The 26,400-nt window shown below is 57.1% G+C and carries 24 protein-coding genes; 20 read left to right on the forward strand and 4 right to left on the reverse strand.

The annotated features are described in order from the left end of the window. Positions 1–13: 13 nt before the first annotated feature. The 10 genes from rseA to acpS all read left to right on the forward strand — a co-directional run bounded on the left by rseA (position 14) and on the right by acpS (position 8,782). Complete coding sequence (gene rseA / locus FOY96_RS05040) at positions 14–664, forward strand: anti-sigma-E factor RseA (RefSeq protein ID WP_008502186.1); 651 nt, start codon at positions 14–16, stop codon at positions 662–664. Beyond that, positions 664–1,617, forward strand: coding sequence for a sigma-E factor regulatory protein RseB (gene rseB / locus FOY96_RS05045; protein ID WP_023308851.1), 954 nt, complete (start codon positions 664–666; stop codon positions 1,615–1,617). The genes rseA and rseB overlap by 1 nt, the downstream gene beginning before the upstream one ends. Further along, the gene (gene rseC / locus FOY96_RS05050) at positions 1,614–2,090 is read left to right on the forward strand and encodes a SoxR-reducing system protein RseC (RefSeq protein ID WP_023308850.1); all 477 of its coding nucleotides are present in this window, start codon (positions 1,614–1,616) and stop codon (positions 2,088–2,090) included. Before rseB ends, rseC begins: the two co-directional genes overlap by 4 nt. A gap of 185 nt (positions 2,091–2,275) precedes the next feature. After that, entirely contained in the window at positions 2,276–4,075 is a 1,800-nt protein-coding gene (gene lepA, locus FOY96_RS05055) for a translation elongation factor 4 (RefSeq protein WP_032659499.1), read from the forward strand. Between the two features lie 15 nt (positions 4,076–4,090). Then, positions 4,091–5,065: a signal peptidase I gene (lepB, locus tag FOY96_RS05060; protein WP_048978831.1), complete on the forward strand. Its 975-nt coding sequence runs from the start codon at positions 4,091–4,093 to the stop codon at positions 5,063–5,065. Between the two features lie 222 nt (positions 5,066–5,287). Next, positions 5,288–5,968: a ribonuclease III gene (gene rnc / locus FOY96_RS05065; protein WP_003860711.1), complete on the forward strand. Its 681-nt coding sequence runs from the start codon at positions 5,288–5,290 to the stop codon at positions 5,966–5,968. Further along, positions 5,965–6,870 carry a GTPase Era gene (era, locus tag FOY96_RS05070; protein WP_006176722.1) on the forward strand — a complete coding sequence of 302 codons (906 nt, stop codon included), beginning with the start codon at positions 5,965–5,967 and terminating at the stop codon, positions 6,868–6,870. Before rnc ends, era begins: the two co-directional genes overlap by 4 nt. Before the next feature lie 17 nt (positions 6,871–6,887). Continuing rightward, the gene (recO, locus tag FOY96_RS05075; protein WP_143346593.1) at positions 6,888–7,595 is read left to right on the forward strand and encodes a DNA repair protein RecO; all 708 of its coding nucleotides are present in this window, start codon (positions 6,888–6,890) and stop codon (positions 7,593–7,595) included. Positions 7,596–7,670: 75 nt separating this feature from the next. Beyond that, complete coding sequence (gene pdxJ, locus FOY96_RS05080; RefSeq protein WP_032659491.1) at positions 7,671–8,402, forward strand: pyridoxine 5'-phosphate synthase; 732 nt, start codon at positions 7,671–7,673, stop codon at positions 8,400–8,402. Further along, on the forward strand, positions 8,402–8,782 hold the full coding sequence (acpS, locus tag FOY96_RS05085; RefSeq protein WP_023294331.1) for a holo-ACP synthase: 381 nt from the start codon (positions 8,402–8,404) through the stop codon (positions 8,780–8,782). Before pdxJ ends, acpS begins: the two co-directional genes overlap by 1 nt. Here the strand turns inward: acpS and FOY96_RS05090 are convergent. After that, complete coding sequence (locus FOY96_RS05090; protein WP_008502177.1) at positions 8,779–9,039, reverse strand: YfhL family 4Fe-4S dicluster ferredoxin; 261 nt, start codon at positions 9,037–9,039, stop codon at positions 8,779–8,781. The two genes, acpS and FOY96_RS05090, sit on opposite strands and share 4 nt — an antisense overlap. Positions 9,040–9,085: 46 nt before the next feature. Beyond that, a complete protein-coding gene (locus FOY96_RS05095; protein ID WP_023308844.1) occupies positions 9,086–9,934 on the reverse strand; it encodes a MurR/RpiR family transcriptional regulator in 849 nt (282 codons plus the stop codon). A gap of 117 nt (positions 9,935–10,051) precedes the next feature. Between FOY96_RS05095 and murQ the strand changes: the two genes are divergently transcribed. From murQ to tadA, 4 genes are read left to right on the forward strand one after another with little or no spacing between them, the layout of a single operon-like run. After that, positions 10,052–10,945: an N-acetylmuramic acid 6-phosphate etherase gene (gene murQ, locus FOY96_RS05100; RefSeq protein ID WP_143346594.1), complete on the forward strand. Its 894-nt coding sequence runs from the start codon at positions 10,052–10,054 to the stop codon at positions 10,943–10,945. An 11-nt stretch (positions 10,946–10,956) separates the two neighbouring features. Continuing rightward, complete coding sequence (locus FOY96_RS05105; protein WP_143346595.1) at positions 10,957–12,318, forward strand: PTS transporter subunit EIIC; 1,362 nt, start codon at positions 10,957–10,959, stop codon at positions 12,316–12,318. Between the two features lie 3 nt (positions 12,319–12,321). Further along, positions 12,322–12,957, forward strand: a complete 636-nt coding sequence (gene yfhb / locus FOY96_RS05110) for a phosphatidylglycerophosphatase C (RefSeq protein WP_039263757.1) — start codon at positions 12,322–12,324, stop codon at positions 12,955–12,957. 24 nt (positions 12,958–12,981) lie between these two features. Next, positions 12,982–13,521, forward strand: coding sequence for a tRNA adenosine(34) deaminase TadA (tadA, locus tag FOY96_RS05115; protein WP_143346596.1), 540 nt, complete (start codon positions 12,982–12,984; stop codon positions 13,519–13,521). Here the strand turns inward: tadA and mltF are convergent. Beyond that, on the reverse strand, positions 13,409–14,959 hold the full coding sequence (gene mltF, locus FOY96_RS05120; RefSeq protein ID WP_039263755.1) for a membrane-bound lytic murein transglycosylase MltF: 1,551 nt from the start codon (positions 14,957–14,959) through the stop codon (positions 13,409–13,411). The two genes, tadA and mltF, sit on opposite strands and share 113 nt — an antisense overlap. Positions 14,960–15,226: 267 nt before the next feature. Between mltF and purL the strand changes: the two genes are divergently transcribed. The 5 genes from purL (at position 15,227) to glnB (ending at position 23,540) form a co-directional block, all read left to right on the forward strand. Continuing rightward, the gene (gene purL, locus FOY96_RS05130) at positions 15,227–19,114 is read left to right on the forward strand and encodes a phosphoribosylformylglycinamidine synthase (protein ID WP_143346597.1); all 3,888 of its coding nucleotides are present in this window, start codon (positions 15,227–15,229) and stop codon (positions 19,112–19,114) included. Positions 19,115–19,645: 531 nt separating this feature from the next. Then, positions 19,646–21,073 (forward strand): two component system sensor histidine kinase QseE/GlrK, encoded by a 1,428-nt coding sequence (gene qseE, locus FOY96_RS05135; protein ID WP_033146231.1) that lies wholly within the window; start codon positions 19,646–19,648, stop codon positions 21,071–21,073. A gap of 1 nt (position 21,074) precedes the next feature. Then, complete coding sequence (qseG, locus tag FOY96_RS05140; protein WP_064673770.1) at positions 21,075–21,812, forward strand: two-component system QseEF-associated lipoprotein QseG; 738 nt, start codon at positions 21,075–21,077, stop codon at positions 21,810–21,812. Beyond that, positions 21,799–23,136, forward strand: a complete 1,338-nt coding sequence (gene glrR / locus FOY96_RS05145) for a two-component system response regulator GlrR (protein WP_033146229.1) — start codon at positions 21,799–21,801, stop codon at positions 23,134–23,136. Before qseG ends, glrR begins: the two co-directional genes overlap by 14 nt. Before the next feature lie 65 nt (positions 23,137–23,201). Continuing rightward, the gene (gene glnB, locus FOY96_RS05150; RefSeq protein WP_003860685.1) at positions 23,202–23,540 is read left to right on the forward strand and encodes a nitrogen regulatory protein P-II; all 339 of its coding nucleotides are present in this window, start codon (positions 23,202–23,204) and stop codon (positions 23,538–23,540) included. 78 nt (positions 23,541–23,618) lie between these two features. Here glnB and hmpA read toward each other — a convergent pair whose 3' ends face one another. After that, complete coding sequence (hmpA, locus tag FOY96_RS05155) at positions 23,619–24,809, reverse strand: NO-inducible flavohemoprotein (RefSeq protein WP_143346598.1); 1,191 nt, start codon at positions 24,807–24,809, stop codon at positions 23,619–23,621. Between the two features lie 304 nt (positions 24,810–25,113). On the opposite strand from hmpA, the gene glyA reads away from it, so the two are divergent. After that, positions 25,114–26,367 carry a serine hydroxymethyltransferase gene (gene glyA, locus FOY96_RS05160; RefSeq protein ID WP_143346599.1) on the forward strand — a complete coding sequence of 418 codons (1,254 nt, stop codon included), beginning with the start codon at positions 25,114–25,116 and terminating at the stop codon, positions 26,365–26,367. Positions 26,368–26,400: the final 33 nt, after the last annotated feature.

The following is a 26,400-nucleotide window of genomic DNA, read 5'->3' on the forward strand; positions in this document are numbered from 1 at the left end:
AAAGGTATTAGGCATGCAGAAAGAAAAACTTTCCGCTTTAATGGATGGTGAAACGGTGGATAGTGAGCTGCTCAACGAGCTGTCTCATTCACCCGAAATGCAAGAGACCTGGGAGAGTTACCATCTCATCCGTGACACCCTTCGCGGTGACACCGGCGAGGTTCTCCATTTCGATATCTCAGCCCGCGTCATGGCGGCGATTGAGAATGAGCCTGTTCATCAGACCACTCCGCTGATTCCTGAAGCTCAACCCGCGCCTCACCAATGGCAGAAAATGCCGTTCTGGCAAAAGGTGCGTCCGTGGGCCAGCCAGCTTACCCAAATGGGTGTGGCTGCATGCGTATCGCTTGCAGTTATTGTTGGCGTCCAGCACTATAATACTCAGTCTGAAACTAATCAGCAGCCAGAAGCGCCAGTGTTTAACACACTGCCGATGATGGGCAAAGCCAGCCCGGTAAGCCTGGGCGTACCGGCTGATGCATCCGCCAGCGGCGGTCAGCAACAGCAGGTTCAGGAGCAGCGCCGTCGCATTAATGCGATGTTGCAGGATTACGAGTTGCAGCGTCGTCTGCACTCTGAACAGCTTCAGTTTGAGCAGGCGCAGACACAGCAAGCTGCTGTGCAGGTGCCCGGAAACCAAACTTTAGGAACGCAATCGCAGTAATGAAGCAACTTTGGTTCGCCATGTCTCTGATGGCGGGTAGCCTGTTCTTCTCTGCCAACGCCTCGGCTGATGTTTCATCCGGGGCGTTGTTGCAGCAAATGAATCTGGCCAGCCAGTCACTCAATTACGAGTTGGCATTTATCAGCATCAATAAGCAGGGCGTCGAGTCGTTACGCTATCGCCATGCCCGTCTTGATAATCAGCCGCTCGCCCAGCTTTTACAGATGGATGGCCCGCGTCGGGAAGTGGTCCAGCGTGGGAATGAAATCAGCTATTTCGAGCCAGGCCTGGAGCCTTTCACGCTGAATGGCGACTATATCGTTGATTCCCTGCCGTCACTCATTTACACCGATTTCAAACGGCTTGCCCCTTACTACGATTTTATTTCGGTAGGGCGTACCCGCATCGCGGACAGACTGTGCGAGGTAATTCGCGTTGTTGCCCGGGACGGAACGCGCTACAGCTATATCGTCTGGATTGATGCCGAAACCAAACTCCCTATGCGTGTTGACCTGCTCGACCGTGACGGTGAAACGCTGGAACAGTTCCGGGTTATCTCCTTCAGCGTGAACAATCAGGTTGGTAACAGCATGCAGAATCTGGCTAAGGCCAGCCTGCCGCCGCTGCTTTCTGTTCCTGCCGGGGATTCCGTTAATTTCAACTGGGTGCCTGCCTGGATCCCGCAAGGGTTTAGCGAAGTGTCCAGCAGCCGTCGTCAGCTGCCAACGATTGAAACGCCGGTAGAATCGCGCCTCTATTCGGATGGTTTGTTCAGCTTCTCGGTGAATATCAATCGCGCAACGGCAAACAGCGCTGAACAAATGCTGCGTACCGGGCGCCGTACGGTGAGTACAACGGTACGCGATAACGCAGAGATCACCATTGTGGGAGAACTCCCTCCGCAGACGGCGAAGCGCATCTCCGACAGCATTAAATTCAGGGCTGCACAATGATCAAAGAGTGGGCGACGGTTGTCTCCTGGCAAAACGGCATTGCGCTGGTGAGCTGCGATGTTAAAGCCTCATGTAATAGCTGCGCATCCCGCGCCGGCTGCGGCAGCCGCGTGTTGAATAAGCTCGGGCCACAAACATCGCACACGATTTCTGTGCCAAGCGAACAGCCGCTGATGGCGGGGCAGAAGGTGGAACTGGGCATCGCGGAAGGCAGCCTGCTCAGCTCCGCTATGCTGGTGTATCTCTCTCCGCTGGTCGGCCTGTTTATCATGGGCGGCCTGTTTCAGATGCTGTTTGGTACCGATGTGGCCGCTATGTGCGGTGCTGCATTGGGTGGCGTAGGGGGATTTTGGCTTGCCAAAGGTCTCTCTCCGACGCTCGCCGCACGCGAGGAGTGGCAGCCTGTCATTCTCAGCGTTGGGTTGGCGCCAGACCAGCTTCGTGTTGAAACGCTCTCTTCTGAGGCCCGGTGATCCATCGGGCTTTATCATTTTTTACACCCTAAAACAGAAAACGGCCTTTCTTCACGCTATACCTGCTTCTAAGTGCATTTCCAGGTAGCGAGGATGTAGTGTAGAATGCTGCGTTTTCGCACTGAAAAACGTCAGGCTAAGAACAGCGGCCTCCAGGAATTCGTAAGGCATAATTATTTAACTATATGAAGAACATACGTAACTTTTCGATCATTGCTCACATTGACCACGGTAAGTCGACGCTGTCTGACCGTATTATCCAGATTTGCGGTGGCCTGTCTGATCGTGAAATGGAAGCCCAGGTTCTGGACTCCATGGACCTGGAACGCGAACGCGGTATCACCATCAAAGCGCAGAGCGTTACGCTTGATTACAAAGCGGCTGATGGTGAAACCTATCAACTGAACTTTATCGACACCCCAGGCCACGTTGACTTCTCCTATGAGGTTTCACGCTCGCTCGCGGCCTGTGAAGGCGCGCTGCTGGTGGTGGATGCCGGGCAGGGCGTTGAAGCCCAGACCCTGGCAAACTGCTACACCGCGATGGAAATGGATCTCGAAGTTGTGCCGGTTCTGAACAAGATCGACCTGCCAGCCGCCGATCCTGAACGCGTAGCGGAAGAGATTGAAGATATCGTCGGCATTGACGCGACCGATGCCGTGCGCTGCTCCGCGAAAACTGGTGTGGGCGTGACCGACGTGCTGGAACGCCTGGTACGTGACATTCCGGCCCCGGAAGGCGATCCGGATGGCCCGCTGCAGGCGCTGATTATCGACTCCTGGTTCGATAACTACCTGGGCGTTGTCTCGTTGGTGCGCATTAAAAACGGCACCATGCGTAAAGGCGACAAAATTAAGGTAATGAGTACCGGACAGGTCTACAACGCAGACCGTCTGGGCATCTTTACGCCAAAACAGGTTGACCGTACCGAGCTGAGATGCGGCGAGGTAGGCTGGCTGGTCTGCGCCATTAAAGACATCCTCGGCGCGCCGGTGGGCGATACCCTGACCGGTGCACGTAACCCGGCAGATAAAGCGCTGCCAGGCTTTAAAAAGGTGAAACCGCAGGTTTACGCGGGTCTGTTCCCGGTCAGCTCTGACGACTACGAAAACTTCCGTGACGCGCTCGGTAAACTGAGCCTGAACGATGCTTCCCTGTTCTACGAGCCAGAAAGCTCAACGGCGCTGGGCTTCGGCTTCCGCTGTGGCTTCCTCGGTCTGCTGCACATGGAGATCATTCAGGAACGTCTGGAGCGTGAATACGATCTGGATCTGATCACCACGGCGCCGACGGTAGTCTATGAAGTTGAAACCACCTCGAAAGAAGTGATCTACGTCGATAGCCCGTCCAAGCTGCCGCCGCTGAACAACATTCAGGAGCTGCGTGAGCCTATTGCAGAGTGTCACATGCTGCTGCCGCAGGAATTCCTGGGGAACGTCATTACGCTGTGTATTGAGAAGCGTGGCGTGCAGACCAACATGGTTTACCACGGTAACCAGGTGGCGCTGACCTATGAGATCCCGATGGCGGAAGTGGTACTCGACTTCTTCGACCGTCTGAAGTCGACCTCCCGTGGCTACGCGTCACTGGATTACAACTTCAAACGCTTCCAGGCCTCCAACATGGTGCGTGTGGACGTGCTGATCAACGGCGAGCGCGTGGATGCGCTGGCGCTGATCACCCACAACGACAATGCGCCGTACCGCGGCCGCGAGCTGGTTGAGAAGATGAAAGATCTGATCCCGCGTCAGCAGTTCGATATCGCGATTCAGGCGGCGATTGGCAACCACATTATCGCGCGTTCAACCGTGAAACAGCTGCGTAAAAACGTTCTGGCGAAGTGCTATGGCGGTGACGTCAGCCGTAAGAAAAAGCTGCTGCAGAAGCAGAAAGAAGGTAAGAAGCGTATGAAGCAGGTCGGTAACGTCGAGCTGCCGCAGGAAGCATTCCTTGCCATCCTTCATGTTGGTAAAGACGGCAAATAACCCTAAGGAGTTGGCATGGCGAACATGTTTGCCCTGATCCTGGTCATTGCTACCCTGGTGACAGGTCTGCTGTGGTGTCTGGATAAGTTTATCTTCGCCCCAAAACGTCGTGAACGTCAGGCTGCCGCTCAGGCAGCCACAGGTGATGAGATTGACGCGAAAACCCTGAAGAAAGTCGGCCCGAAACCGGGCTGGCTGGAAACGGGCGCTTCGGTATTTCCGGTGCTGGCGATTGTGCTGGTGGTACGTTCGTTTATTTACGAGCCGTTCCAAATCCCATCAGGTTCAATGATGCCAACGCTGCTGATTGGTGATTTTATTCTGGTAGAGAAGTTTGCCTACGGCATTAAAGATCCTATCTACCAGAAAACGCTGATCGAAACCGGTCATCCGAAACGTGGCGACATCGTGGTGTTTAAATATCCGGAAGATCCGCGCCTGGACTACATCAAGCGCGCGGTGGGTCTGCCGGGTGATAAAGTCACTTACGATCCGGTTGCGAAAGAAGTCACCGTTCAGCCTGGCTGCAGCTCCGGTACCGCCTGTGAAAACGCGCTGCCAATCACTTACTCAAACGTTGAGCCAAGTGACTTTGTGCAGACCTTTGCCCGTCGTAACGGCGGCGAAGCGACCAGCGGATTCTTCCAGGTACCGAAAGGTGAAACCAAAGAGGACGGCATCCGTCTGGTTGAGCGCAAAGAGACGCTGGGTGATGTGACGCACCGAATCCTCACCGTGCCAATCGCGCAGGATCAGCTGGGTATGTACTATCGCCAGCCGGGCCAGCAGCTCGCGAGCTGGATTGTACCGCCAGGACATTACTTCATGATGGGTGACAACCGCGATAACTCTGCGGACAGCCGTTACTGGGGCTTTGTGCCGGAAGCGAATCTGGTCGGCAAAGCCACCGCCATCTGGATGAGTTTTGAGAAGCAGGAAGGCGAATGGCCGACCGGTGTACGCCTGAATCGTATCGGCGGAATCCATTAATTCTCAATAAATGAACGCGTAGCCGCGTTAATTAGCGGCTACGTGAATTATTTCCACGATAAATCTCTTCGAACTAACGACATCCCCTGTCGTTGTGTATAGAATATTCCCCCGAAGTTTAAGGTTGGCCCTGCAAGGGTGCCACGGCACACGAAACCGCGTTGGTTTTCTCAGGTCGGTTTCGTGTGCTGCATTTTTGACGCATTCATTTATTGGTATCGCATGAACCCCATCGTAATTAATCGGCTTCAACGGAAGCTGGGCTACACTTTTCATCATCAGGAGTTGTTGCAACAGGCATTAACCCACCGCAGTGCCAGCAGCAAACATAATGAGCGTCTCGAGTTTTTAGGCGACTCTATTTTAAGTTTCGTGATTGCGAATGCGCTTTATCATCGTTTCCCGCGTGTGGACGAGGGGGATATGAGCCGCATGCGTGCCACGCTGGTTCGGGGTAATACCCTTGCGGAAATCGCTCGCGAATTTGAGCTGGGCGAATGTCTGCGTCTTGGACCGGGTGAACTGAAAAGCGGCGGCTTCCGTCGTGAATCTATTCTTGCCGATACGGTCGAAGCATTAATTGGTGGTGTGTTCCTGGACAGCGATATCCAGACCGTAGAAAAGCTGATCCTGAACTGGTATCAGACCCGTCTGGACGAAATCAGCCCGGGCGATAAACAAAAAGATCCGAAAACGCGTCTGCAGGAATATCTGCAGGGTCGTCATCTGCCGCTGCCGTCTTATCTGGTGGTGCAGGTGCGTGGCGAAGCGCACGATCAGGAATTTACCATCCATTGCCAGGTCAGTGGCCTGAGTGAACCGGTGGTGGGCACAGGTTCAAGCCGTCGTAAGGCTGAACAGGCTGCCGCCGAACAGGCGTTAAAAATGCTGGAGCTGGAATGAGCGAAGAGAAAACCTATTGCGGATTTATTGCCATCGTCGGACGTCCGAACGTTGGCAAATCCACCCTGCTGAATAATCTGCTTGGGCAGAAGATTTCAATCACCTCGCGTAAGGCGCAGACCACGCGTCACCGCATCGTCGGCATCCATACTGAAGGCGCGTATCAGGCGATCTACGTCGATACCCCCGGCCTGCACATGGAAGAGAAGCGTGCCATCAACCGCCTGATGAACAAGGCGGCGAGCAGCTCGATCGGCGACGTAGAGCTGGTGATTTTCGTTGTGGAAGGCACCCGCTGGACGCCGGACGACGAGATGGTGCTGAACAAGCTGCGTGACGGCAAAACGCCGGTCATTCTCGCGGTCAACAAAGTTGATAACGTGCAGGAAAAGGCCGACCTGCTGCCGCATCTGCAGTGGCTCGGTAGCCAGATGAACTTCCTTGATATCGTTCCGCTGTCTGCTGAGACCGGCCTGAACGTGGATACCATCGCGGGCATCGTGCGTAAGCATCTGCCGGAAGCGATTCATCACTTCCCAGAAGACTACATCACCGATCGCTCTCAGCGCTTTATGGCGTCTGAAATCATCCGTGAAAAGCTGATGCGTTTCCTGGGCGCTGAACTGCCGTACTCCGTAACGGTGGAGATCGAGCGTTTCCAGACCAACGAGCGCGGCGGCTACGATATCAACGGCCTGATCCTCGTTGAGCGCGAAGGGCAGAAGAAGATGGTGATCGGCAACAAAGGGGCCAAGATCAAAACCATCGGCATTGAAGCCCGTAAGGACATGATGGAGATGTTCGAAGCGCCGGTTCACCTCGAACTGTGGGTGAAAGTGAAATCTGGCTGGGCCGATGATGAGCGTGCTCTGCGCAGCCTCGGTTACGGCGAAGACCAGTAACTTAAGACGACGAGCATATGGATGGATGGCAGCGCGCCTTTGTCCTGCATAGTCGTCCCTGGAGCGAAACCAGCCTCATGCTGGACGTCTTCACGGAAGAGTCGGGCCGCGTGCGCCTTGTTGCGAAAGGCGCACGTTCCAAACGTTCTAACCTGAAAGGCGCCCTACAGCCTTTCACACCGTTGCTGGTACGCTTCGGTGGGCGAGGGGAAGTGAAAACCCTGCGCAGTGCCGAAGCCGTCTCCCTGGCGCTTCCTCTTTCCGGCATCACGCTCTACAGCGGTCTGTATGTCAACGAACTCATCTCACGGGTTCTTGAACATGAGACCCGCTTCTCTGAACTTTTCTTCGATTATCTGCACTGTATCCAGTCGCTGGCTGGCGCAACCGGCACGCCCGAACCCGCATTGCGTCGTTTTGAACTGGCGCTGCTGGGCCACCTCGGATACGGCGTAGATTTTCTGCACTGCGCGGGCAGCGGTGATGAGATAGAAGACACCATGACCTACCGCTACCGCGAAGAAAAAGGCTTCATTGCCAGTATCGTGATAGACAACAGCACCTTTACCGGGCGCCAGCTCCGGGCGCTGTATGAGCGCGAGTTTCCCGATCTGGACACCCTGCGCGCAGCAAAACGCTTTACCCGGATTGCCCTCAAGCCGTATCTTGGCGGCAATCCCTTAAAGAGCCGCGAATTATTCAGGCAATTTGTGCCGAAACGTTAACGTTTTACCCCTCACCCCAGCCCTCTCCCGGAGGGAGAGGGGGAAGAGAAATGAACCAAAATACCGAGGATTGTCATGGCTGAATTACTGTTAGGCGTCAACATCGACCACATCGCCACGCTGCGTAATGCGCGCGGCACGGCGTATCCCGATCCGGTTCAGGCGGCGTTTATCGCTGAACAGGCTGGCGCCGACGGCATTACCGTTCACCTGCGTGAAGACCGTCGCCATATCACCGATCGCGACGTGCGCATTCTGCGCCAGACGCTGGACACCCGTATGAATCTGGAGATGGCGGTCACCGAAGAGATGCTGGCGATTGCCTGCGAGACCCAACCGCACTTCTGCTGCCTGGTGCCGGAAAAACGCCAGGAAGTGACCACCGAAGGCGGTCTGGACGTGGCCGGTCAGCTCGACAAAATGCGCGATGCCTGCAAGCGCCTGGCGGATGCCGGTATCCTGGTTTCTCTGTTTATCGACGCCGATTTCGCCCAGATTAAAGCGGCGGCCGACGTGGGCGCACCGTATATCGAAATCCACACCGGCTGCTATGCCGATGCCAAAAACGATGCCGAACAGGCCAAAGAGCTGGAGCGTATCGCTAAAGCGGCCACGTACGCCTCAAGCCTGGGACTGAAGGTTAACGCCGGTCACGGCCTGACCTACCACAACGTGAAGGCCATTGCCGCCCTGCCGGAAATGCACGAGCTGAACATCGGCCACGCCATCATTGGCCGCGCGGTGATGAGCGGCCTGAAAGAGGCGGTCTCAGAGATGAAACGCCTGATGCAGGAAGCGCGTCAGTAATGGCCATTCTGGGCTTAGGCACCGATATCGTTGAAATAGCCCGCATTGAAGCGGTGATCGCCCGTAGCGGCGATCGCCTCGCAAGACGCGTGCTGAGCGATAACGAGTGGGCCATCTGGGAAGCGCATCAGCAGCCGGTGCGTTTTCTGGCAAAGCGCTTTGCGGTAAAAGAGGCGGCGGCCAAAGCCTTCGGGACCGGCATTCGTAACGGCCTGGCGTTTAATCAGTTCGAAGTGTTTAACGATGAGCTGGGCAAACCGAGCCTGCGTCTGTGGGGAGAAGCGCAAAAGCTGGCGGAAAAGCTGGGGGTGAATCATATGCACGTGACGATCGCGGATGAACGTCACTATGCCAGCGCGACGGTGATCATCGAAAGTTAAAGTTTGTCCGCGTGGTGCATCAGGACAAACTTATCCCATAGCTGCTCTTCGCTCTCGACGTGGGCCGGATCCTTCAGGATGGTATTCGGGATCGGGCACACTTTCTGGCAGGTCGGCGTTTCATAGTGGCCGATGCATTCCGTGCAGCGGTCGCTGTTAATCTCATAGATGCTGTCGCCCATCGAAATCGCCTGGTTCGGGCATTCGGGCTCGCACATATCGCAATTAATGCATTTTTTGGTAATTAACAGCGCCATCAGGAAATTCTCAGAAACAACACAAACCGGGGGGGCATTATACGCGTCAAACCAGTTTCTTTACCAGTTCTTCGCTGTGACGAATGCGCTCGGGCGCGCGCTCCAGATCCTGCTGCACCAGCGCCATAAACAGCAGGTCCGTCAGCATCATTTGCGCGCTGGTGGACGAGATAGCCGCGCTGCGCGTGGCCTGTTCCTCGGCAATGGTATATAAACAGCGCGTTGCCCGCTGCTGGAGGGCATTCGGTGTAAAACCGGTGATCGCCAGAATTTTACCGCCGACGCGCAGCGCTTCATCAGTTGCCATGTTGATTTCACGGCGCTCGCCGGAGTAGGAGATGGCCAGCAGCAGATCGTCAGGATCCATTGCCTGTACGGTTGCCAGCAGGGCGTGCATATCCTGCTCGACGATGGCGTTAAGCCCAATTTTCGTCAGCTTCCAGCCAAAGTTACGCGCCACAAGTCCGGACGCGCCGATACCGGTCAGGATGATTCGCCGCGCGCCGCGCAGCATCGCCACGCTCTCCAGCAGCTTCTCTTCGGTGTTCACATCAAGCGTCGCGTGCATAGCCGCCACGTTCTCTTTGATCAGCTTTTCGCCAACCAGCCGCATCGGGTCATCGCCGCGGATCTGATTATGCACCGGCATTGACTGCGGGTTGGGGTTGCTCACCAGCGCTTCGCTGATCGCCAGCTTGAGGGCGGGGAACCCCTTAAAGCCAATCTTCTGGGCAAACTTCACCACGCTGGACTGGCTCACGCCGGCTTCACTCGCCAGCTGCTGCGAGCTGAGATGGCGTGCATGGTCGGGTTGAGAAAGCAGAAAATCCGCCAGCTTCTTGTCGCTTTGGGCAAAGCCTGCATAGCGCTGGCGAATGCGAATTAAACAGTTCATAGGGTCTCCTGGCGAAAATGTGATTATCTGCGCAAATACGAATTTTGCTCGCCTGAATGAATTTTATATTCCATTATAGTGTGATTATTATGAATTAAAAATTCTTGAGGTACAAAAATGAATCTTGGCTCACTTGTTTCTGAAACGCGTAACCCGCAAACCATGGATCTGGATGCGCTCTCCACCCTGGAGCTGGTTAACCGCTTTAATCAACAGGATACGCTGGTCGCGCAGGCAGTGAAAGAGACATTACCCGAGGTGGCGAAAGCTGTCGATGCGGCGGCGGAAGCCCTTAAGGCCGGCGGTCGCATTATCTACATGGGAGCGGGCACCAGCGGGCGTCTTGGGGTTCTGGATGCGTCAGAATGTCCGCCAACCTTTGGGGTGCCGCACGGTCTGGTCGTTGGGCTGATTGCCGGTGGACCCGGTGCGCTGCTGAAAGCCGTTGAAGGAGCGGAAGACAATGCACAGCTGGGCGAGGATGACCTGAAGGATCTGAATCTGACCGCGAAGGATCTGGTGGTCGGGCTGGCGGCATCCGGGCGTACCCCGTACGTCATTGGCGGGCTGGAATACGCCAACCTGACGGGCTGCACGACGGTCGCCATCTCCTGTAACCCTGGCTCACCGATTGCGCAGGTGGCCGCTATTGCTATCTCTCCGGTTGTCGGGCCGGAAGCGCTCACCGGCTCCACGCGCCTGAAATCCGGGACCGCGCAAAAGCTGGTGCTCAATATGATCTCCACCGGCGCGATGGTGAAGTTCGGCAAGGTTTATCAGAACCTGATGGTGGATATGCAGGCCACCAACGTCAAGCTGGTGGACAGAGCCTGCCGCATGGTGATGGAGGCGACAGGCGCAGGCCGTGAAGAGGCAGAAGCGGTACTCAAGCAGACCGATCACGATGTTAAACCGGCCATTCTGATGATCCTGAGCGGGCTGGATGCGGCGGCCGCGAGAGCCAAACTCGATGCGCATAGCGGCTTCTTACGGGCGGCATTAGAAAACTAACAGAGGCGTCTATGGACAAAACAGCAGCGCTCGCCAGCGATATCCTGCAGGGGATCGGTGGGGAAAAAAATATTCAGCGTCTCGAAAACTGCATGACGCGCGTGCGCGTCGAGGTGCATAACGACGACCAGCTCGACGTGCCGCGCCTGAAGCAGCTGTCCGGCGTCAGCGGCTACGTTAAACAGGGGCAGCAGCATCAGCTGATCGTCGGGCCGGGGAAAGCGGCGCAGGTTGTTGATGCCATGCGTGCGCTGATGGGCGTAAGCGCGAGCGCGTCGATTGACGATGCGGAGCGCACCAAAGCGCAGGCAAAGGCCAAATACAAAGCCCCCATGAGCGATGCGCTGCGTCAGCTGGCAAACGTCTTTATTCCGCTGATCCCGGCGTTTATTGCCTCCGGCCTGATCACCGGGATCATCAATATCCTCAAGCGACCGGATATCGTGGGGGATTTCGCCACGCAGTATCCGAATCTGCTGGGGATCCTTGGGATCTTCGGCAGCGCTGTTTTCGCCATCATGAACATTCTGGTCGGGGTAAATACCGCGAAGGTGTTTGGCGGATCGCTGGCGATGGGCGGGGTAATGGCGGGCATCTTGTCCAGCCCGCAGCTGGCGCAGATCACGCTGTTTGGCGAGGCGCTCCAGCCCGGGCGCGGCGGGGTGATTGCCGTGCTGCTGGTGGTCATCCTGATGTGCTGGATCGAGAAAAGGCTGCGCGCGGTTCTGCCTGGCTCGATCGAGCTGATCCTCAACCCGCTGTTGACCACGCTGATTACCGGTAGCGCAGCGATTGTGGCCCTCCAGCCGCTAGGCGGATGGATCTCTGAAGCCATCGCTCACGGCGCGTCTCTGGCTATTGACCGCGGCGGCCTGCTGGTGGGAGCGGTGCTGTCAGGTACCTTCCTGCCGCTGGTGCTGACGGGGCTACATCAGGGGCTGGTGCCGATCCACGTCGAGCTGGTGCAGGCGCACGGCTATAACGCGCTGCTGCCTATCCTGTCGATGGCGGGGGTGGGGCAGGTCGGCGCGGCGATTGCCGTCCTGATGAAAACCCGCAACGCGCGTCTGAAAAAAATGATTAAAGGCGCGCTCCCGGTCGGACTGCTCGGCATCGGCGAGCCGCTGATTTTCGGCGTTACGCTGCCGCTGGGTAAACCGTTCCTCGCCGCCTGTCTGGGCGGCGCGGTAGGCGGGGCGCTGATCAGTTACTGGAAAGTCGCTACCGTTATCACCTTTGGGCTCTCCGGTTTACCGCTGGCATTAACCATCGTGACCGGAAAAGTGATGCTCTATCTGTTAGGCTATTTAGTAGCGGTGATCGCCGGGTTCCTGTTTACCTGGCTGTTAGGTTTCAACGACCCAGAGGAGTAAGGTTTGGCAAATCACGCGCGTCGCGTTGTCTTTTTCGACCTGGATGGAACGCTGCATCAGCAGGATATGTTTGGTACGTTTATGCGTTACCTGCTGCGGCGTCAGCCTTTGAATGCGCTGCTCGTGCTGCCGCTCTTACCGGTTATCGGGATCGCGCTGCTGGTCAAAGGCCGGGCAGCGCGATGGCCGATGAGTCTGCTGCTGTGGGGATGTACCTTTGGGCACAGCGAAGCGCGGCTTAAGCAGCTCGAAAAGGATTTTGCGCACTGGTTTCGCGGCCACGTCGCCGCCTTTCCGGTGGTGCAGGCGCGCCTGACCAGCTACCTCGACGCGAATGATGCCGACATCTGGCTGATTACCGGCTCCCCGCAGACGCTGGTGGAGCAGGTCTACTTTGATACCCCCTGGCTTCCGCGCGTGAATCTTATCGCCACGCAAATTGCCCGCGGTTACGGCGGCTGGGTGCTGACCCTGCGCTGCCTGGGGCATGAAAAAGTGGTCCAGCTGGAGAAACGCATCGGTACGCCGCTGCGCCTGTACAGCGGCTACAGCGACAGCAAGCAGGACAACCCGCTGCTCTATTTTTGCCAGCACCGCTGGCGCGTCACGCCATCAGGCGAACTTCAGCAACTCGAATAGGCTTATCCATAATGGGCGTGTATAATGCCGCCCGCTTTTCGACTGGAGTATCAGCCTTTGTCCAACCCTGAACACAATCATGAATACTGGATGCGCCACGCGCTGACGCTGGCTCAACGCGCCTGGGACGAGGGCGAAGTGCCCGTGGGCGCGGTGCTGGTTCATAACAACCAGGTGATTGGCGAAGGGTGGAACCGTCCTATTGGCCGCCACGATCCTACTGCGCATGCCGAAATTATGGCGCTTCGCCAGGGCGGTCTGGTTCTGCAAAACTATCGCCTGCTTGATACCACGCTGTATGTGACGCTGGAGCCGTGCGTGATGTGCTCCGGCGCGATGGTGCACAGCCGGATCGGGACTCTGGTTTTCGGCGCGCGGGATGAAAAAACCGGTGCGGCCGGTTCGCTGCTGGACGTGCTGGGTCACCCGGGTATGAACCACCAGGTGAAGACTATCGGTGGGGTGCTTGCACCAGAGTGTTCGGGGCTATTAAGCGATTTCTTTCGAATGCGCCGTCAGCAGAAAAAGCAGCAAAAGGCAGAACTGAAGCTGTTGGGCGATTAAGCTCGTCCGGCGCTACGACAGGGTAACTTTGAGCCAGCTGTTTGGCCTCCGTCGCCTCTTTCTCTTTCTCCAGCAGATACCCGACCAGGCTAATCTGATATTTACGGATATTTTCCACGTAGGCGTAGGCTTCATGTCCGCGCGCGTAGCCGTATGTCAGCTTGTTATACCATGGCTTCTGGCTCAGCAGCGGCAGGCGCTGCTTAACGTCTGACCAGCTGTCCGGGTTACCTTTCGTTTTGGCCGTCAACGCTCGCGCATCAAGCATATGCGCGTAGCCCATATTGTAGGCCGCCAGCGCAAACCAGATCCGCTCTTCTTCCGGCACCGTTTCCGGTACTTTGGCCATCATATCCTGCAGGTAGCGCGCGCCGCCGCTGATGCTCTGTTCGGCGTCGGTACGATCGTTCACGCCCAGGCTCAGCGCCGTATTTTTGGTTAACATCATCAAACCGCGTACGCCCGTGGGCGACGTGGCCTGGGTATCCCAGTGGGATTCCTGATACGAAATAGCCGCCAGCAGCTTCCAGTCAATCTCCTGGGCGTATTTTTCGAACAGCGGCTGCAGGTCCGGCAGGACGCTATCTACCGCGCGCAGGAAGCTGCGGGTGTCAACGTAGTCAAAGTCATCGCCGTGCCCGAGGTACTTCTCCTCCAGACGCGCCAGGGTACCGTCTTCATTGATGGTGTTGAAGAAATCAAGCATCGCGGCAGAGAAGGTCTGATCGTCATCAAGCTGGCTAAACCAGGTCACGGGCTGCTCGTCGGTGACGTCCAGCGCCACGGCGATTTCAGGATGCACCCGCTGGAACAGGCTGATCGCGACCGAATCGGCGATGGTGTAGGGCACCTTCTGATCTTTTACCTGCTCCAGCAGCTCCGTCGTGCCGAGTTTCGGATCCACCGTCCAGCTCAGGTCGGGATATTTCTTCTCCTTAAGCTCCCGCAGATCGTCAATCACCACGTGGCCGGGCGCAATCGTCAGCTGCCGATCGTTAATCGTGGACAGCGAGCGCGGGCGCAGGCTCCCGACGCGGTAAACCAGCTGCTGCGAAACGGAGTAGTAGGTCGGGCCTGGCTGGTAGTTCTTACTGCGCTCGCTGTTATACACCAGCCCGGCGGCGAGCATATCGGCATCGTCGTTATCGAGGTCGTCAAACAGCTGGTTGATATTCTGGCGGACGGTGATTTTAAGCTTCACGCCAAGATAATCGGCGAACTGTTGTGCCAGTTCATAATCCAGGCCAATGATTTTGCCGTTGACGTCGCTGTAAATCAGCGGCGAGTTGAGGGTACTGACGCGCAATTCCCCCCGCTCCTGAATGGCGGCGATACGGTTTTCGGCTTTGCCGAACCAGGGGATGGAAGGCCAGAGGGCCACTGCCAGCAGCAACGTTACAATGCCGATGAGCAGATAATTAATCTTTAATTTTTTCAATTAGTTAATTCTCTGCGACGCCGGTTGCCTCAGTCTGCTGTAGCCATGTTAATCATAAGGTTTGCCATTGAATGAGCGGCATTTTGCGTAAACTTGCGCCACTTGGCAACCAATTAGAGAGACAGGTCACATCTATTGTTAAATCTCTGTGCAAATTTTATTTCGACGCAAACGGTTTCGTCGGCGCTCAGGATTCTCTATAATGACGCCCGTTTTCCCCCCTTGCGCACACTGTAAGCGCCCCGGCGCTTCGAAGACGAGAGACTTATGATGGAAATTCTGCGTGGTTCGCCTGCACTGTCTGCCTTCCGTATCACTAAACTGCTGGCACGTTTTCAGGCGGCCGACCTTCCGGTAAGCAATATTTACGCTGAGTATGTCCATTTTGCTGACCTGAATGCCCCCCTCAATGCAGAGGAGCGCGTACAGCTGGAACGCCTGCTCAAGTATGGTCCAAGCCTGAGCAGCCATACGCCAACCGGCAAACTGATCCTTGCTACGCCTCGTCCGGGCACCATCTCCCCCTGGTCTTCCAAAGCCACCGACATCGCCCACAACTGTGGCCTGAGCCAGATTAACCGTCTGGAACGCGGCGTGGCGTACTACGTGGAAGCCTCTACCCTGAGCGACGCGCAGTGGCAGGCGGTTGCGGCTGAACTGCACGATCGCATGATGGAGAGCGTTTTTGCCTCTCTCGATGACGCGCAGAAGCTTTTCTCTCACCATCAGCCTGCGCCGGTACAGAGCGTAGACCTGCTGGGGCAGGGCCGTCAGGCGCTGATTGACGCCAACCTGCGTCTCGGCCTGGCGCTGGCAGAAGACGAAATCGACTACCTGCAGGATGCGTTTGTTAAGCTCAACCGTAACCCGAACGACATCGAACTTTACATGTTCGCGCAGGCTAACTCTGAGCACTGCCGCCACAAGATTTTCAACGCCGACTGGATTATTGACGGCGAACAGCAGCCGAAGTCGCTGTTCAAAATGATCAAAAACACCATGGAGCAAACCCCTGACCACGTGCTGTCTGCCTATAAAGACAACGCCGCGGTAATGGAAGGTTCCGAGGTGGGCCGCTTCTTCGCCGATCGCGAAGCAGGGCGCTATGACTTCCATCAGGAGCCCGCGCATATCCTGATGAAAGTGGAAACCCACAACCACCCGACGGCGATCTCCCCGTGGCCGGGTGCGGCGACAGGCTCCGGCGGCGAAATCCGTGATGAAGGCGCGACCGGTCGTGGCGCTAAACCTAAAGCGGGTCTGGTCGGTTTCTCTGTCTCTAACCTGCGTATCCCGGGCTTTGAACAGCCGTGGGAAGAGGATTTCGGCAAGCCAGAGCGCATCGTGACCGCCCTGGATATCATGACCGAAGGCCCGCTGGGCGGCGCGGCGTTTAACAACGAATTTGGTCGTCCGGCGCTGAACGGTTACTTCCGTACCTATGAAGAGAAAGTGGACAGCCACAACGGCGAAGAGCTGCGCGGCTACCACAAGCCGATCATGCTGGCGGGCGGGATCGGCAACATCCGTGCCGATCACGTGCAGAAAGGTGAGATCGTCGTCGGCGCGAAGCTGATCGTACTGGGCGGCCCGGCGATGAACATCGGTCTGGGCGGCGGCGCGGCCTCTTCTATGGCCTCCGGCCAGTCTGATGCGGATCTCGATTTCGCCTCCGTGCAGCGCGACAACCCTGAGATGGAGCGCCGCTGCCAGGAAGTGATCGACCGCTGCTGGCAGCTGGGCGACGCCAACCCGATCCTCTTCATCCACGACGTGGGCGCGGGCGGCCTGTCCAACGCCATGCCGGAGCTGGTGAGCGACGGTGGCCGCGGCGGGCGCTTCAACCTGCGCGACATCCTGAGCGATGAGCCGGGCATGAGCCCGCTGGAAATCTGGTGTAACGAATCCCAGGAGCGCTACGTGCTGGCGGTTGCTGCGGATCAGCTGCCGCTTTTTGACGAGCTGTGCCGCCGCGAGCGCGCGCCGTATGCCGTCATCGGTGAAGCGACCGAAGAGCAGCACCTTTCCTTAAGCGACACCCACTTTGACAACCAGCCGATCGATCTGCCGCTGGACGTGCTGCTCGGTAAAACGCCGAAGATGACCCGCGACGTAACCACCCGCAAAGCGGCGGGCAAAGCGCTGGATCGCCAGGGCATCACCGTGGCAGAAGCGGTAAACCGCGTGCTGCACCTGCCTGCTGTGGCAGAGAAAACCTTCTTGGTGACCATCGGCGATCGCACCGTGACCGGTATGGTATCGCGCGATCAGATGGTCGGCCCGTGGCAAATCCCGGTCGCGAACTGCGCCGTGACCACCGCGAGCCTCGACAGCTACTACGGCGAAGCGATGGCTCTCGGCGAACGCACCCCGGTGGCGCTGCTGGACTTCGCGGCCTCTGCCCGTCTGGCGGTCGGTGAAGCGCTGACCAACATCGCCGCGACGCAGATTGGCGATATCAAACGTATCAAGCTCTCCGCCAACTGGATGGCCGCTGCCGGCCACCCTGGCGAAGATGCTGGCCTGTATGAAGCCGTGAAAGCGGTGGGCGAGGAGCTGTGTCCTGCCCTCGGCCTGACCATTCCGGTGGGCAAAGACTCCATGTCGATGAAAACCCGCTGGCAGGAAGGCAACGAGCAGCGCGAGATGACCTCTCCGCTGTCGCTGGTTATCACCGCGTTTGCCCGCGTGGAAGACGTGCGTCACACCGTTACGCCGCAGCTTGCGACCGAAGACAACGCCCTGCTGCTGATTGACCTGGGCAAAGGCCACAACGCGCTGGGTGCTACCGCGCTGGCGCAGGTTTACCGCCAGCTCGGCGATAAGCCAGCCGACGTGCGTGACGTGGCGCAGCTGAAAGGCTTCTACGACGCGATTCAGGCGCTGGTGGCGCAGCGTAAGCTGCTGGCCTACCACGACCGTTCCGACGGCGGCCTGCTGGTGACCCTGGCAGAGATGGCCTTCACCGGCCACTGCGGCGTGGAAGCGAACATTGCGACGCTTGGCGAAGACCGTCTGGCGGCGCTGTTCAACGAAGAGCTGGGCGCCGTGATTCAGGTGCGCGCGGCGGATCGCGACGCGGTTGAAGCGATTCTGGCGAAGCACGGTCTGGCAGACTGCGTGCACTATCTGGGTAAAGCCGTTCAGGGTGACCGCTTCGTGATTGAAGCAGACGGTCACGCGGTGTTCAGCGAAAGCCGCACCACGCTGCGCATGTGGTGGGCGGAGACCACCTGGCAGATGCAGCGCCTGCGTGATAACCCGGAATGTGCCGATCAGGAGCATAACGCGAAAGCGAATGACCAGGATCCAGGCCTGAACGTGAAGCTCTCCTTCGACATCAACGAAGACATCGCCGCGCCGTACATAGCGACGGGCGCGCGTCCAAAAGTGGCCGTGCTGCGCGAGCAGGGCGTCAACTCCCACGTTGAGATGGCAGCTGCCTTCCACCGCGCGGGCTTTGACGCTATCGACGTCCACATGAGCGACCTGCTGGCCGGGCGTACCGGTCTGGAAGATTTCCAGGCGCTGGTGGCGTGCGGCGGCTTCTCCTACGGTGACGTGCTGGGCGCGGGCGAAGGCTGGGCGAAGTCCATCCTGTTCAACAGCCGCGTGCGCGACGAGTTCGAAACCTTCTTCCACCGTCCGCAGACCCTGGCGCTGGGCGTGTGTAACGGCTGCCAGATGATGTCTAACCTGCGTGAGCTGATCCCGGGCAGCGAAGCCTGGCCGCGCTTTGTGCGCAACCAGTCTGACCGCTTCGAGGCGCGCTTCAGCCTGGTGGAAGTGACCCAAAGCCCGTCTCTGCTGCTGCAGGGGATGGTCGGTTCACAGATGCCAATCGCCGTTTCCCACGGCGAAGGTCAGGTAGAAGTGCGCGACGCTGCGCATCTGGCTCAGCTGGAGAGCAAAGGCCTGGTAGCGCTGCGCTTTGTCGATAACTTCGGCAAGGTGACGGAAACCTATCCGGCTAACCCGAACGGCTCCGCCAACGGTATTACGGCAGTGACCAGCGAAAGCGGTCGCGCGACCATCATGATGCCGCACCCGGAACGCGTATTCCGTACCGTGAGCAACTCCTGGCACCCGGAAAACTGGGGCGAGGACAGCCCGTGGATGCGTATCTTCCGCAACGCGCGTAAGCAGCTGGGTTAAGTTTTAGGCAGTACCTGTAGGCCCGGTAAGCGCGAGCTCGACCGGGCTTTTTTATTTGTGTCGCAATTACGCGACAGACCCGTAATTCAACTGTCTCCAAAAGGCGACATTTAACTCGTTGATTTATATATGGCAGTAAAGGTTCCCGTTAAGGTGTTGCTTAATAGCGACACTTAGCCTGGAAATCATTCAACCGATAATTAACAGGCTAAACGAGTAAAACTCATATATTTCAAACTGTTAATATTTTGTTTTGCATTCTGGCACGGGTGTTGCATAATATTAACCAGTGGCTCATTCACCTTCTTATGTCAGCCCCTTCGGGACGCGCTACATAAACTTCGAATGACGCACAAAAAGGTGCCTGCCGTCCAACTACTGATCATAGCGATGCTTTATCAGGCCAGGGCGAAACGTCGAGTTAGGCACCGCCTCATTCCATGACAAAGCCGGGTTTTTACCCGGCTTTGTTGTATCTGAAGGGCAGACTCAGTTACGCTCTGCGTAAATCCCCATTAAGAGAGTAATGCGTTGAAACGCTGGCCCGTTTTCCCCCGCTCCCTGCGGCAGCTCGTCATGATGGCCTTCCTGCTGATCCTGCTGCCGCTGCTGATCCTTGCCTGGCAGGCGTGGCAAAGCCTGAACGCGCTGAGCGCGCAGGCGGCTTTGACCAACCGCACGACGCTCATCGACGCCAGACGCAGTGAAGCGATGACCAACGCCGCGCTGGAGATGGAGCGTAGCTATCGTCAGTATTGCGTGCTTGACGATCGGACGCTGGAAAAGGTTTATCAGAGTCAGCGTAAACGCTACAGCGAAATGCTGGACGCTCACGCGGGGGTCTTACCTGATGACAAGCTCTATCAGGCGTTACGTCAGGATTTGAACGATCTCGCGCAGCTGCAGTGCAGCAACAGCGGCCCGGATGCCGTTGCCGCCGCGCGCCTCGAAGCTTTTGCCAGCGCCAACACCGAGATGGTGCAGTCTACGCGCGCGGTGATTTTCTCTCGCGGCCAGCAGCTCCAGCAGGAGATTGCCGAGCGCGGCCAGTTTTTCGGCTGGCAGGCGCTGGTGCTGTTCCTGGTGAGCCTTGGGCTGGTACTGCTCTTTACCCGCATGATCATCGGCCCGGTGAAGGGCATTCAGCGTATGATCAACCGTCTGGGGGAGGGGAAATCGCTCGGGGATACGGTCGCCTTTAAAGGTCCCCGCGAGCTGCGATCCGTAGGCCAGCGCATTATCTGGCTGTCCGAGCGCCTGGCGTGGCTCGAATCACAGCGCCATCAGTTCCTGCGCCATATCTCTCATGAGCTTAAAACGCCGCTGGCCAGCATGCGCGAAGGGACGGAGCTGCTGGCGGACGAAGTGGCCGGGCCCCTTACGCCAGAGCAGAAAGAAATTGTCGAGATCCTGGATAACAGCAGCCGCAATCTGCAAAAGCTGATTGAGCAACTGCTGGATTACAACCGCAAGCTGGCTGACGGGGCGGTCGTACTGGAAAACGTTGAGATTGAGCCGCTGGTGGATATGGTGATCTCCGCCCACAGCTTGCCAGCAAGAGCTAAAATGATGCATACCGGCGTCGAGCTGAATGCGCCTGCGTGCCTGGCTGAACCCATGCTGCTGATGAGCGTTCTGGATAATCTTTACTCCAATGCGGTGCACTATGGTACTGAATCCGGTAACATTTATATCCGAAGTAATACGAATGGTTCACGGGTCTTTATTGACGTCGCAAACACCGGCACCCCGATCCCCGATGACGAAAAAACCATGATCTTCGAACCCTTTTTCCAGGGAAGTCATCAGCGGAAAGGCGCGGTTAAAGGAAGTGGTCTGGGCTTGAGCATCGCCCGGGACTGCATTCGACGCATGCAGGGTGAGCTAAACATTGCCGCGGACGAACGTTCAGATGTTTGCTTCCGTATCGAACTGCCCGTGAGCCGGAAAAATCAATAAAATGAATCTATGTCTGGTGAGTATGTCACACGTCTTTTTCCGCGCCGTACGTGCGGTGTTTTCCAGCAAAACGCTTCGCCTGAGCCTGCCCTGTTTATTTCTGGCAGGGTGTGTTTCCCATGCGCCACAAAGTGCCATTAGCGATAAACAGGAAGATAAATGGCCCGATAACCAGCTGGCAGACTTCCTCTCAACCCGCTGTGACGACATCTGGAACCTGTCAGGACATGACGTTGAAAGCAACCCGCTGTTCTGGCTGCGTGGGATAGATTGCGCCCAGCGTCTGGCGCCGGTAGACGCCCGCTCGAAGGCGGCGATGCTGGATGACGACACCTGGCAGGACGCTTTCAAGCGCGGGATTTTACTCGCAGATGCGAAAATTACCCCCGTTGAACGTCGCGTCAATGTGACCCGACTGGACACGTTTGTAGTCAATCTTCCCGTGCAGGTACGCCCGGTATACCAGCTCTGGCGCGATGGGCAGACATTACAGCTTCAGCTGTCTGAAGAGCGCTCCCGCTACAGCAAGCTGCAACAGTCAACCGACAGCGAGCTTGATACGCTGCGTCAACAGCAGCAACATTTACGTACGCAGCTGGATACCACGACGCGTAAGCTGGAGAACCTGACGGATATCGAAAGGCAGCTCTCGTCGCGCAAATATCAGCCGGGGAGCTCATCCGCTGCACCGGACAGCGATACGCCGAAACAAGAGGATGTGAAGCATGACGAGCCGTAAACCTGCCCATCTTTTACTGGTGGATGACGATCCCGGTCTGTTAAAGCTGCTGGGGATGCGTCTGGTGAGCGAAGGCTACAGCGTCGTGACCGCTGAAAGCGGGCTGGAAGGGCTCAAGATCCTCAGTCGCGAGAAAATCGATCTGGTGATAAGCGACCTGCGGATGGACGAAATGGATGGCCTGCAGCTGTTCGCGGAGATCCAGAAGCAGCAGCCGGGTATGCCCGTGATTATCCTGACGGCGCACGGGTCGATCCCGGATGCGGTTGCCGCAACGCAGCAGGGGGTCTTCAGCTTCCTGACCAAGCCGGTGGACAAAGACGCGCTGTATAAGGCTATCGACAGCGCGCTGGAACATGCCGCCCCGGCGGGGGATGAAGCGTGGCGGGAGTCCATCGTCACCCGCAGCCCTATTATGCTGCGTCTGCTTGAACAGGCCCGGATGGTGGCGCAGTCCGACGTCAGCGTGCTCATCAACGGCCAGAGCGGAACCGGAAAAGAGATCCTGGCCCAGGCGATCCATAACGCCAGCCCGCGCAGTAAAAACGCCTTTATCGCCATTAACTGCGGCGCGCTTCCGGAACAGCTTCTCGAATCTGAACTGTTTGGACACGCCCGCGGCGCATTCACCGGCGCGGTGAGCAGCCGGGAAGGGCTGTTCCAGGCCGCGGAAGGCGGCACGCTGTTCCTGGACGAGATTGGCGACATGCCCGCACCGCTGCAGGTCAAACTGCTCCGCGTGTTGCAGGAGCGAAAAGTTCGCCCGCTGGGCAGCAACCGCGATATCGATATTAATGTGCGCATTATTTCCGCCACCCACCGCGACTTGCCAAAAGTGATGGCGCGCAACGAGTTTCGCGAAGATCTCTACTACCGTCTGAACGTGGTGAATCTGAAGATCCCGGCGCTGGCGGAGCGCGCGGAAGACATTCCGCTGCTGGCGAACCATCTTTTGCGCCAGGCGGCCGATCGCCATAAACCGTTCGTGCGCGCGTTTTCCACCGACGCGATTAAGCGGCTGATGGCCGCAGGCTGGCCGGGTAACGTGCGCCAGCTGGTGAACGTGATTGAGCAGTGCGTGGCGCTGACCTCCTCACCGGTGATCAGCGATGCGCTGGTGGAGCAGGCGCTGGAAGGGGAAAACACGGCCCTGCCGACGTTTGCGGAAGCGCGGAATCAGTTCGAGCTGAACTATCTGCGCAAGCTATTGCAGATAACCAAAGGCAACGTGACCCACGCGGCGCGCATGGCCGGACGCAACCGCACCGAGTTCTACAAGCTGCTGTCGCGCCACGAGCTGGAAGCAAACGATTTTAAAGAGTAATGCCGTATGATACTGTGAGCAATCGATTACGAGGCAGCTTACAGGCAAGAGTTTAAGGACCCACCATGAAAAAGATTGATGCGATTATTAAACCTTTCAAACTGGATGACGTGCGTGAAGCGCTGGCGGAAGTCGGCATCACCGGGATGACCGTGACGGAAGTGAAAGGTTTTGGTCGTCAGAAGGGCCACACCGAGCTTTACCGTGGCGCAGAGTACATGGTCGACTTTCTGCCGAAAGTAAAAATTGAAATCGTGGTCAGCGACGATATCGTCGATACCTGCGTGGATACCATTATCCGCACCGCGCAGACGGGCAAAATCGGCGACGGTAAAATCTTCGTCTTTGACGTGGCGCGCGTGATCCGTATCCGTACCGGCGAAGAAGACGACGCCGCGATTTAACAATGCCAACGGTTTTGTAGGCCGGGTAAGGTGCAACCACCCGGCGAAAAAAAGCCCCTCGAACGAGGGGCTTTTTCATTACAGCACCTTATGGGGCCCGAAACATTCGTAGTGAATGTTGTCTTTGTTCACACCCAGCTCCACCAGCTGCTTCGCGGCATACTGCATAAACGCCACCGGCCCGCAGACGTAGAACTGCATGTCCGGCGCGCTAAACGCCCCTTCCATCTGGCTTAAATTCATCAGGCCTTCAGTGTCAAACCGTGCGGCCGCGCGGTCTGCATCCGTCGGCAGGCGATACCAGGTATGCGCGGTGAAGCGCGGCAGGGACGCCCCGAGCGTTTTCACTTCATCCGCAAAGGCGTGCACGTCGCCGTTATCCGCAGCGTGGAACCAGTTTACCTGCGCACCGTGGTTGGCTTTCGCCAGCGAATCGAGCATCGCCAGCATTGGCGTTTGGCCGACGCCCGCAGAGATCAGCGTAACCGGGGTATTCGCTTCTACGGCCATGAAGAAATCGCCCGCCGGCGCGGCCAGATGGACCACGTCGCCCACGTTAGCTTCGTTGTGTAGCCAGTTGGATACCTGACCGCCGTCCTCACGCTTCACCGCAATGCGGTAGCCTTTGCCGTTTGGCTTGCGGGTAAGAGAATACTGGCGGATCTCCTGATGCGGGAAACCTTCAGGCTTCAGCCATACGCCCAGATACTGGCCCGGCTGGTAATCGGCAACCGGCTGTCCGTCCACCGGCTCAAATTCAAAGCTGGTAATCAGCGCGCTGCGCGGCGTTTTCTCAACGATGCGGAAGGCGCGTGTGCCTTCCCAGCCGCCGTTCTTGCTGGCGTTTTCGCTGTAGATCTGCGCTTCGCGGTTGATAAACACGTTTGCCAGCACGCCGTAGGCTTTCCCCCACGCGTCCAGCACCTCCTGGCCCGGGCTGAACATCTCGTCCAGCGTTGCCAGCAGGTGGCTACCCACAATGTTGTACTGCTCGGGCTGGATCTGGAAGCTGGTGTGTTTCTGCGCGATTTTTTCCACCGCGGGCAGCAGTGCCGCCAGGTTTTCAATATTGCTGGCGTAGGCCGCGATGGCGTTGAAAAGCGCTTCGCGCTGATCGCCGTTACGCTGGTTGCTCATGTTGAAAATTTCTTTGAGCTCCGGGTTATGCGTAAACATGCGATCGTAGAAATGGGCGGTGAGTTTAGGGCCGGTTTCCACCAGCAGGGGGATGGTGGCTTTAACGGTAGCGATGGTTTGAGCGTCGAGCATGAGCGCATCCTTCTGATGTGACTTTAATGATGTATTTTAAATGCATCTTATAAAAAATACCCCTGCGTTGTAAATGGTTCTTTGCAAGATGAAAAATATGCATCACAAACCTGAAAAGAAATCCGCTGGAAAGGGCGAGAGCTTTATTCCTCAAACCCTTGCGTGGCGCAAAGGAAAACGTTTGCGTAAAATCGTTTGTCAAGACCTGTTATCACAGAACTAATCAGTTATACTGTTGCCCGTCGTCCAACAGGACTGCCTTTTCAGGCCAAAATTTACTTGTTAGCTGAGTCAGGAGATGCGGATGTTAAAGCGTGAAATGAACATTGCCGATTATGATGCCGAACTGTGGCAGGCTATGGAGCAGGAAAAAGTACGTCAGGAAGAGCACATCGAACTGATCGCCTCCGAAAACTACACCAGCCCGCGCGTCATGCAGGCGCAGGGTTCTCAGCTGACTAACAAATATGCTGAAGGTTACCCGGGCAAACGCTACTACGGCGGTTGCGAGTACGTGGATATCGTTGAGCAGCTGGCTATCGACCGTGCGAAAGAACTCTTTGGCGCTGACTACGCGAACGTGCAGCCGCACTCTGGCTCTCAGGCTAACTTCGCGGTCTACACCGCGCTGCTGCAGCCGGGCGATACCGTTCTGGGTATGAACCTGGCGCAGGGCGGCCACCTGACTCACGGCTCCCCGGTTAACTTCTCCGGCAAACTGTACAACATCATCCCTTACGGTATTGATGAGTCCGGTAAAATTGACTACGAAGACATGGCGAAGCAGGCTAAAGAGCACAAACCGAAGATGATCATCGGTGGTTTCTCTGCTTACTCCGGTATCGTTGACTGGGCAAAAATGCGTGAAATCGCAGACAGCATTGGTGCTTACCTGTTCGTCGACATGGCGCACGTTGCGGGTCTGATTGCCGCTGGCGTTTACCCGAACCCGGTTCCACACGCTCACGTTGTGACCACCACCACCCACAAAACCCTGGCGGGTCCACGCGGTGGCCTGATCCTGGCGAAAGGCGGTGACGAAGAGCTGTACAAAAAACTGAACTCCGCTGTATTCCCAAGCGCGCAGGGCGGCCCGCTGATGCACGTTATCGCGGCTAAAGCCGTTGCGCTGAAAGAAGCGATGGAGCCAGAATTCAAGGTTTATCAGCAGCAGGTTGCTAAGAACGCCAAAGCGATGGTGGAAGTGTTCCTGAACCGTGGCTACAAAGTGGTCTCCGGCGGTACTGAAAACCACCTGTTCCTGCTGGATCTGGTTGATAAGAACCTGACCGGTAAAGAAGCTGACGCAGCCCTTGGCCGCGCCAACATCACCGTGAACAAAAACAGCGTGCCAAACGACCCGAAGAGCCCGTTCGTGACCTCCGGTATCCGTATCGGTTCTCCGGCCGTAACTCGCCGCGGCTTCAAAGAAGCGGAAGTGAAAGAGCTGGCTGGCTGGATGTGTGACGTTCTGGACAACATCAATGACGAAGCGGTTATGGAGCGCGTCAAAGGTAAAGTTCTGGATATCTGCGCACGCTTCCCTGTATACGCGTAATTCCTCTGCCTTGCAGAAATAAAAAAGGCCGCG

The organism is Enterobacter asburiae, from assembly GCF_007035645.1.
In the GTDB taxonomy this organism is placed as follows: Bacteria; Pseudomonadota; Gammaproteobacteria; order Enterobacterales; family Enterobacteriaceae; genus Enterobacter; species Enterobacter asburiae_B.

What these genes read in the sequence shown, in the direction of transcription:
- FOY96_RS05090 (WP_008502177.1), bottom strand. Translation starts at nt 9,039, where the DNA reads ATGGCGCTGTTAATTACCAAAAAATGCATTAATTGCGATATGTGCGAG.
- recO (WP_143346593.1), top strand. Translation starts at nt 6,888, where the DNA reads ATGGATGGATGGCAGCGCGCCTTTGTCCTGCATAGTCGTCCCTGGAGC.
- lepA (WP_032659499.1), top strand. Translation starts at nt 2,276, where the DNA reads ATGAAGAACATACGTAACTTTTCGATCATTGCTCACATTGACCACGGT.
- FOY96_RS05105 (WP_143346595.1), top strand. Translation starts at nt 10,957, where the DNA reads ATGGACAAAACAGCAGCGCTCGCCAGCGATATCCTGCAGGGGATCGGT.
- lepB (WP_048978831.1), top strand. Translation starts at nt 4,091, where the DNA reads ATGGCGAACATGTTTGCCCTGATCCTGGTCATTGCTACCCTGGTGACA.
- rnc (WP_003860711.1), top strand. Translation starts at nt 5,288, where the DNA reads ATGAACCCCATCGTAATTAATCGGCTTCAACGGAAGCTGGGCTACACT.
- hmpA (WP_143346598.1), bottom strand. Translation starts at nt 24,809, where the DNA reads ATGCTCGACGCTCAAACCATCGCTACCGTTAAAGCCACCATCCCCCTG.
- era (WP_006176722.1), top strand. Translation starts at nt 5,965, where the DNA reads ATGAGCGAAGAGAAAACCTATTGCGGATTTATTGCCATCGTCGGACGT.
- pdxJ (WP_032659491.1), top strand. Translation starts at nt 7,671, where the DNA reads ATGGCTGAATTACTGTTAGGCGTCAACATCGACCACATCGCCACGCTG.
- murQ (WP_143346594.1), top strand. Translation starts at nt 10,052, where the DNA reads ATGAATCTTGGCTCACTTGTTTCTGAAACGCGTAACCCGCAAACCATG.
- purL (WP_143346597.1), top strand. Translation starts at nt 15,227, where the DNA reads ATGATGGAAATTCTGCGTGGTTCGCCTGCACTGTCTGCCTTCCGTATC.
- qseG (WP_064673770.1), top strand. Translation starts at nt 21,075, where the DNA reads ATGAATCTATGTCTGGTGAGTATGTCACACGTCTTTTTCCGCGCCGTA.
- glyA (WP_143346599.1), top strand. Translation starts at nt 25,114, where the DNA reads ATGTTAAAGCGTGAAATGAACATTGCCGATTATGATGCCGAACTGTGG.
- acpS (WP_023294331.1), top strand. Translation starts at nt 8,402, where the DNA reads ATGGCCATTCTGGGCTTAGGCACCGATATCGTTGAAATAGCCCGCATT.
- tadA (WP_143346596.1), top strand. Translation starts at nt 12,982, where the DNA reads ATGCCGCCCGCTTTTCGACTGGAGTATCAGCCTTTGTCCAACCCTGAA.
- rseC (WP_023308850.1), top strand. Translation starts at nt 1,614, where the DNA reads ATGATCAAAGAGTGGGCGACGGTTGTCTCCTGGCAAAACGGCATTGCG.
- rseA (WP_008502186.1), top strand. Translation starts at nt 14, where the DNA reads ATGCAGAAAGAAAAACTTTCCGCTTTAATGGATGGTGAAACGGTGGAT.
- glnB (WP_003860685.1), top strand. Translation starts at nt 23,202, where the DNA reads ATGAAAAAGATTGATGCGATTATTAAACCTTTCAAACTGGATGACGTG.
- glrR (WP_033146229.1), top strand. Translation starts at nt 21,799, where the DNA reads ATGACGAGCCGTAAACCTGCCCATCTTTTACTGGTGGATGACGATCCC.
- FOY96_RS05095 (WP_023308844.1), bottom strand. Translation starts at nt 9,934, where the DNA reads ATGAACTGTTTAATTCGCATTCGCCAGCGCTATGCAGGCTTTGCCCAA.
- rseB (WP_023308851.1), top strand. Translation starts at nt 664, where the DNA reads ATGAAGCAACTTTGGTTCGCCATGTCTCTGATGGCGGGTAGCCTGTTC.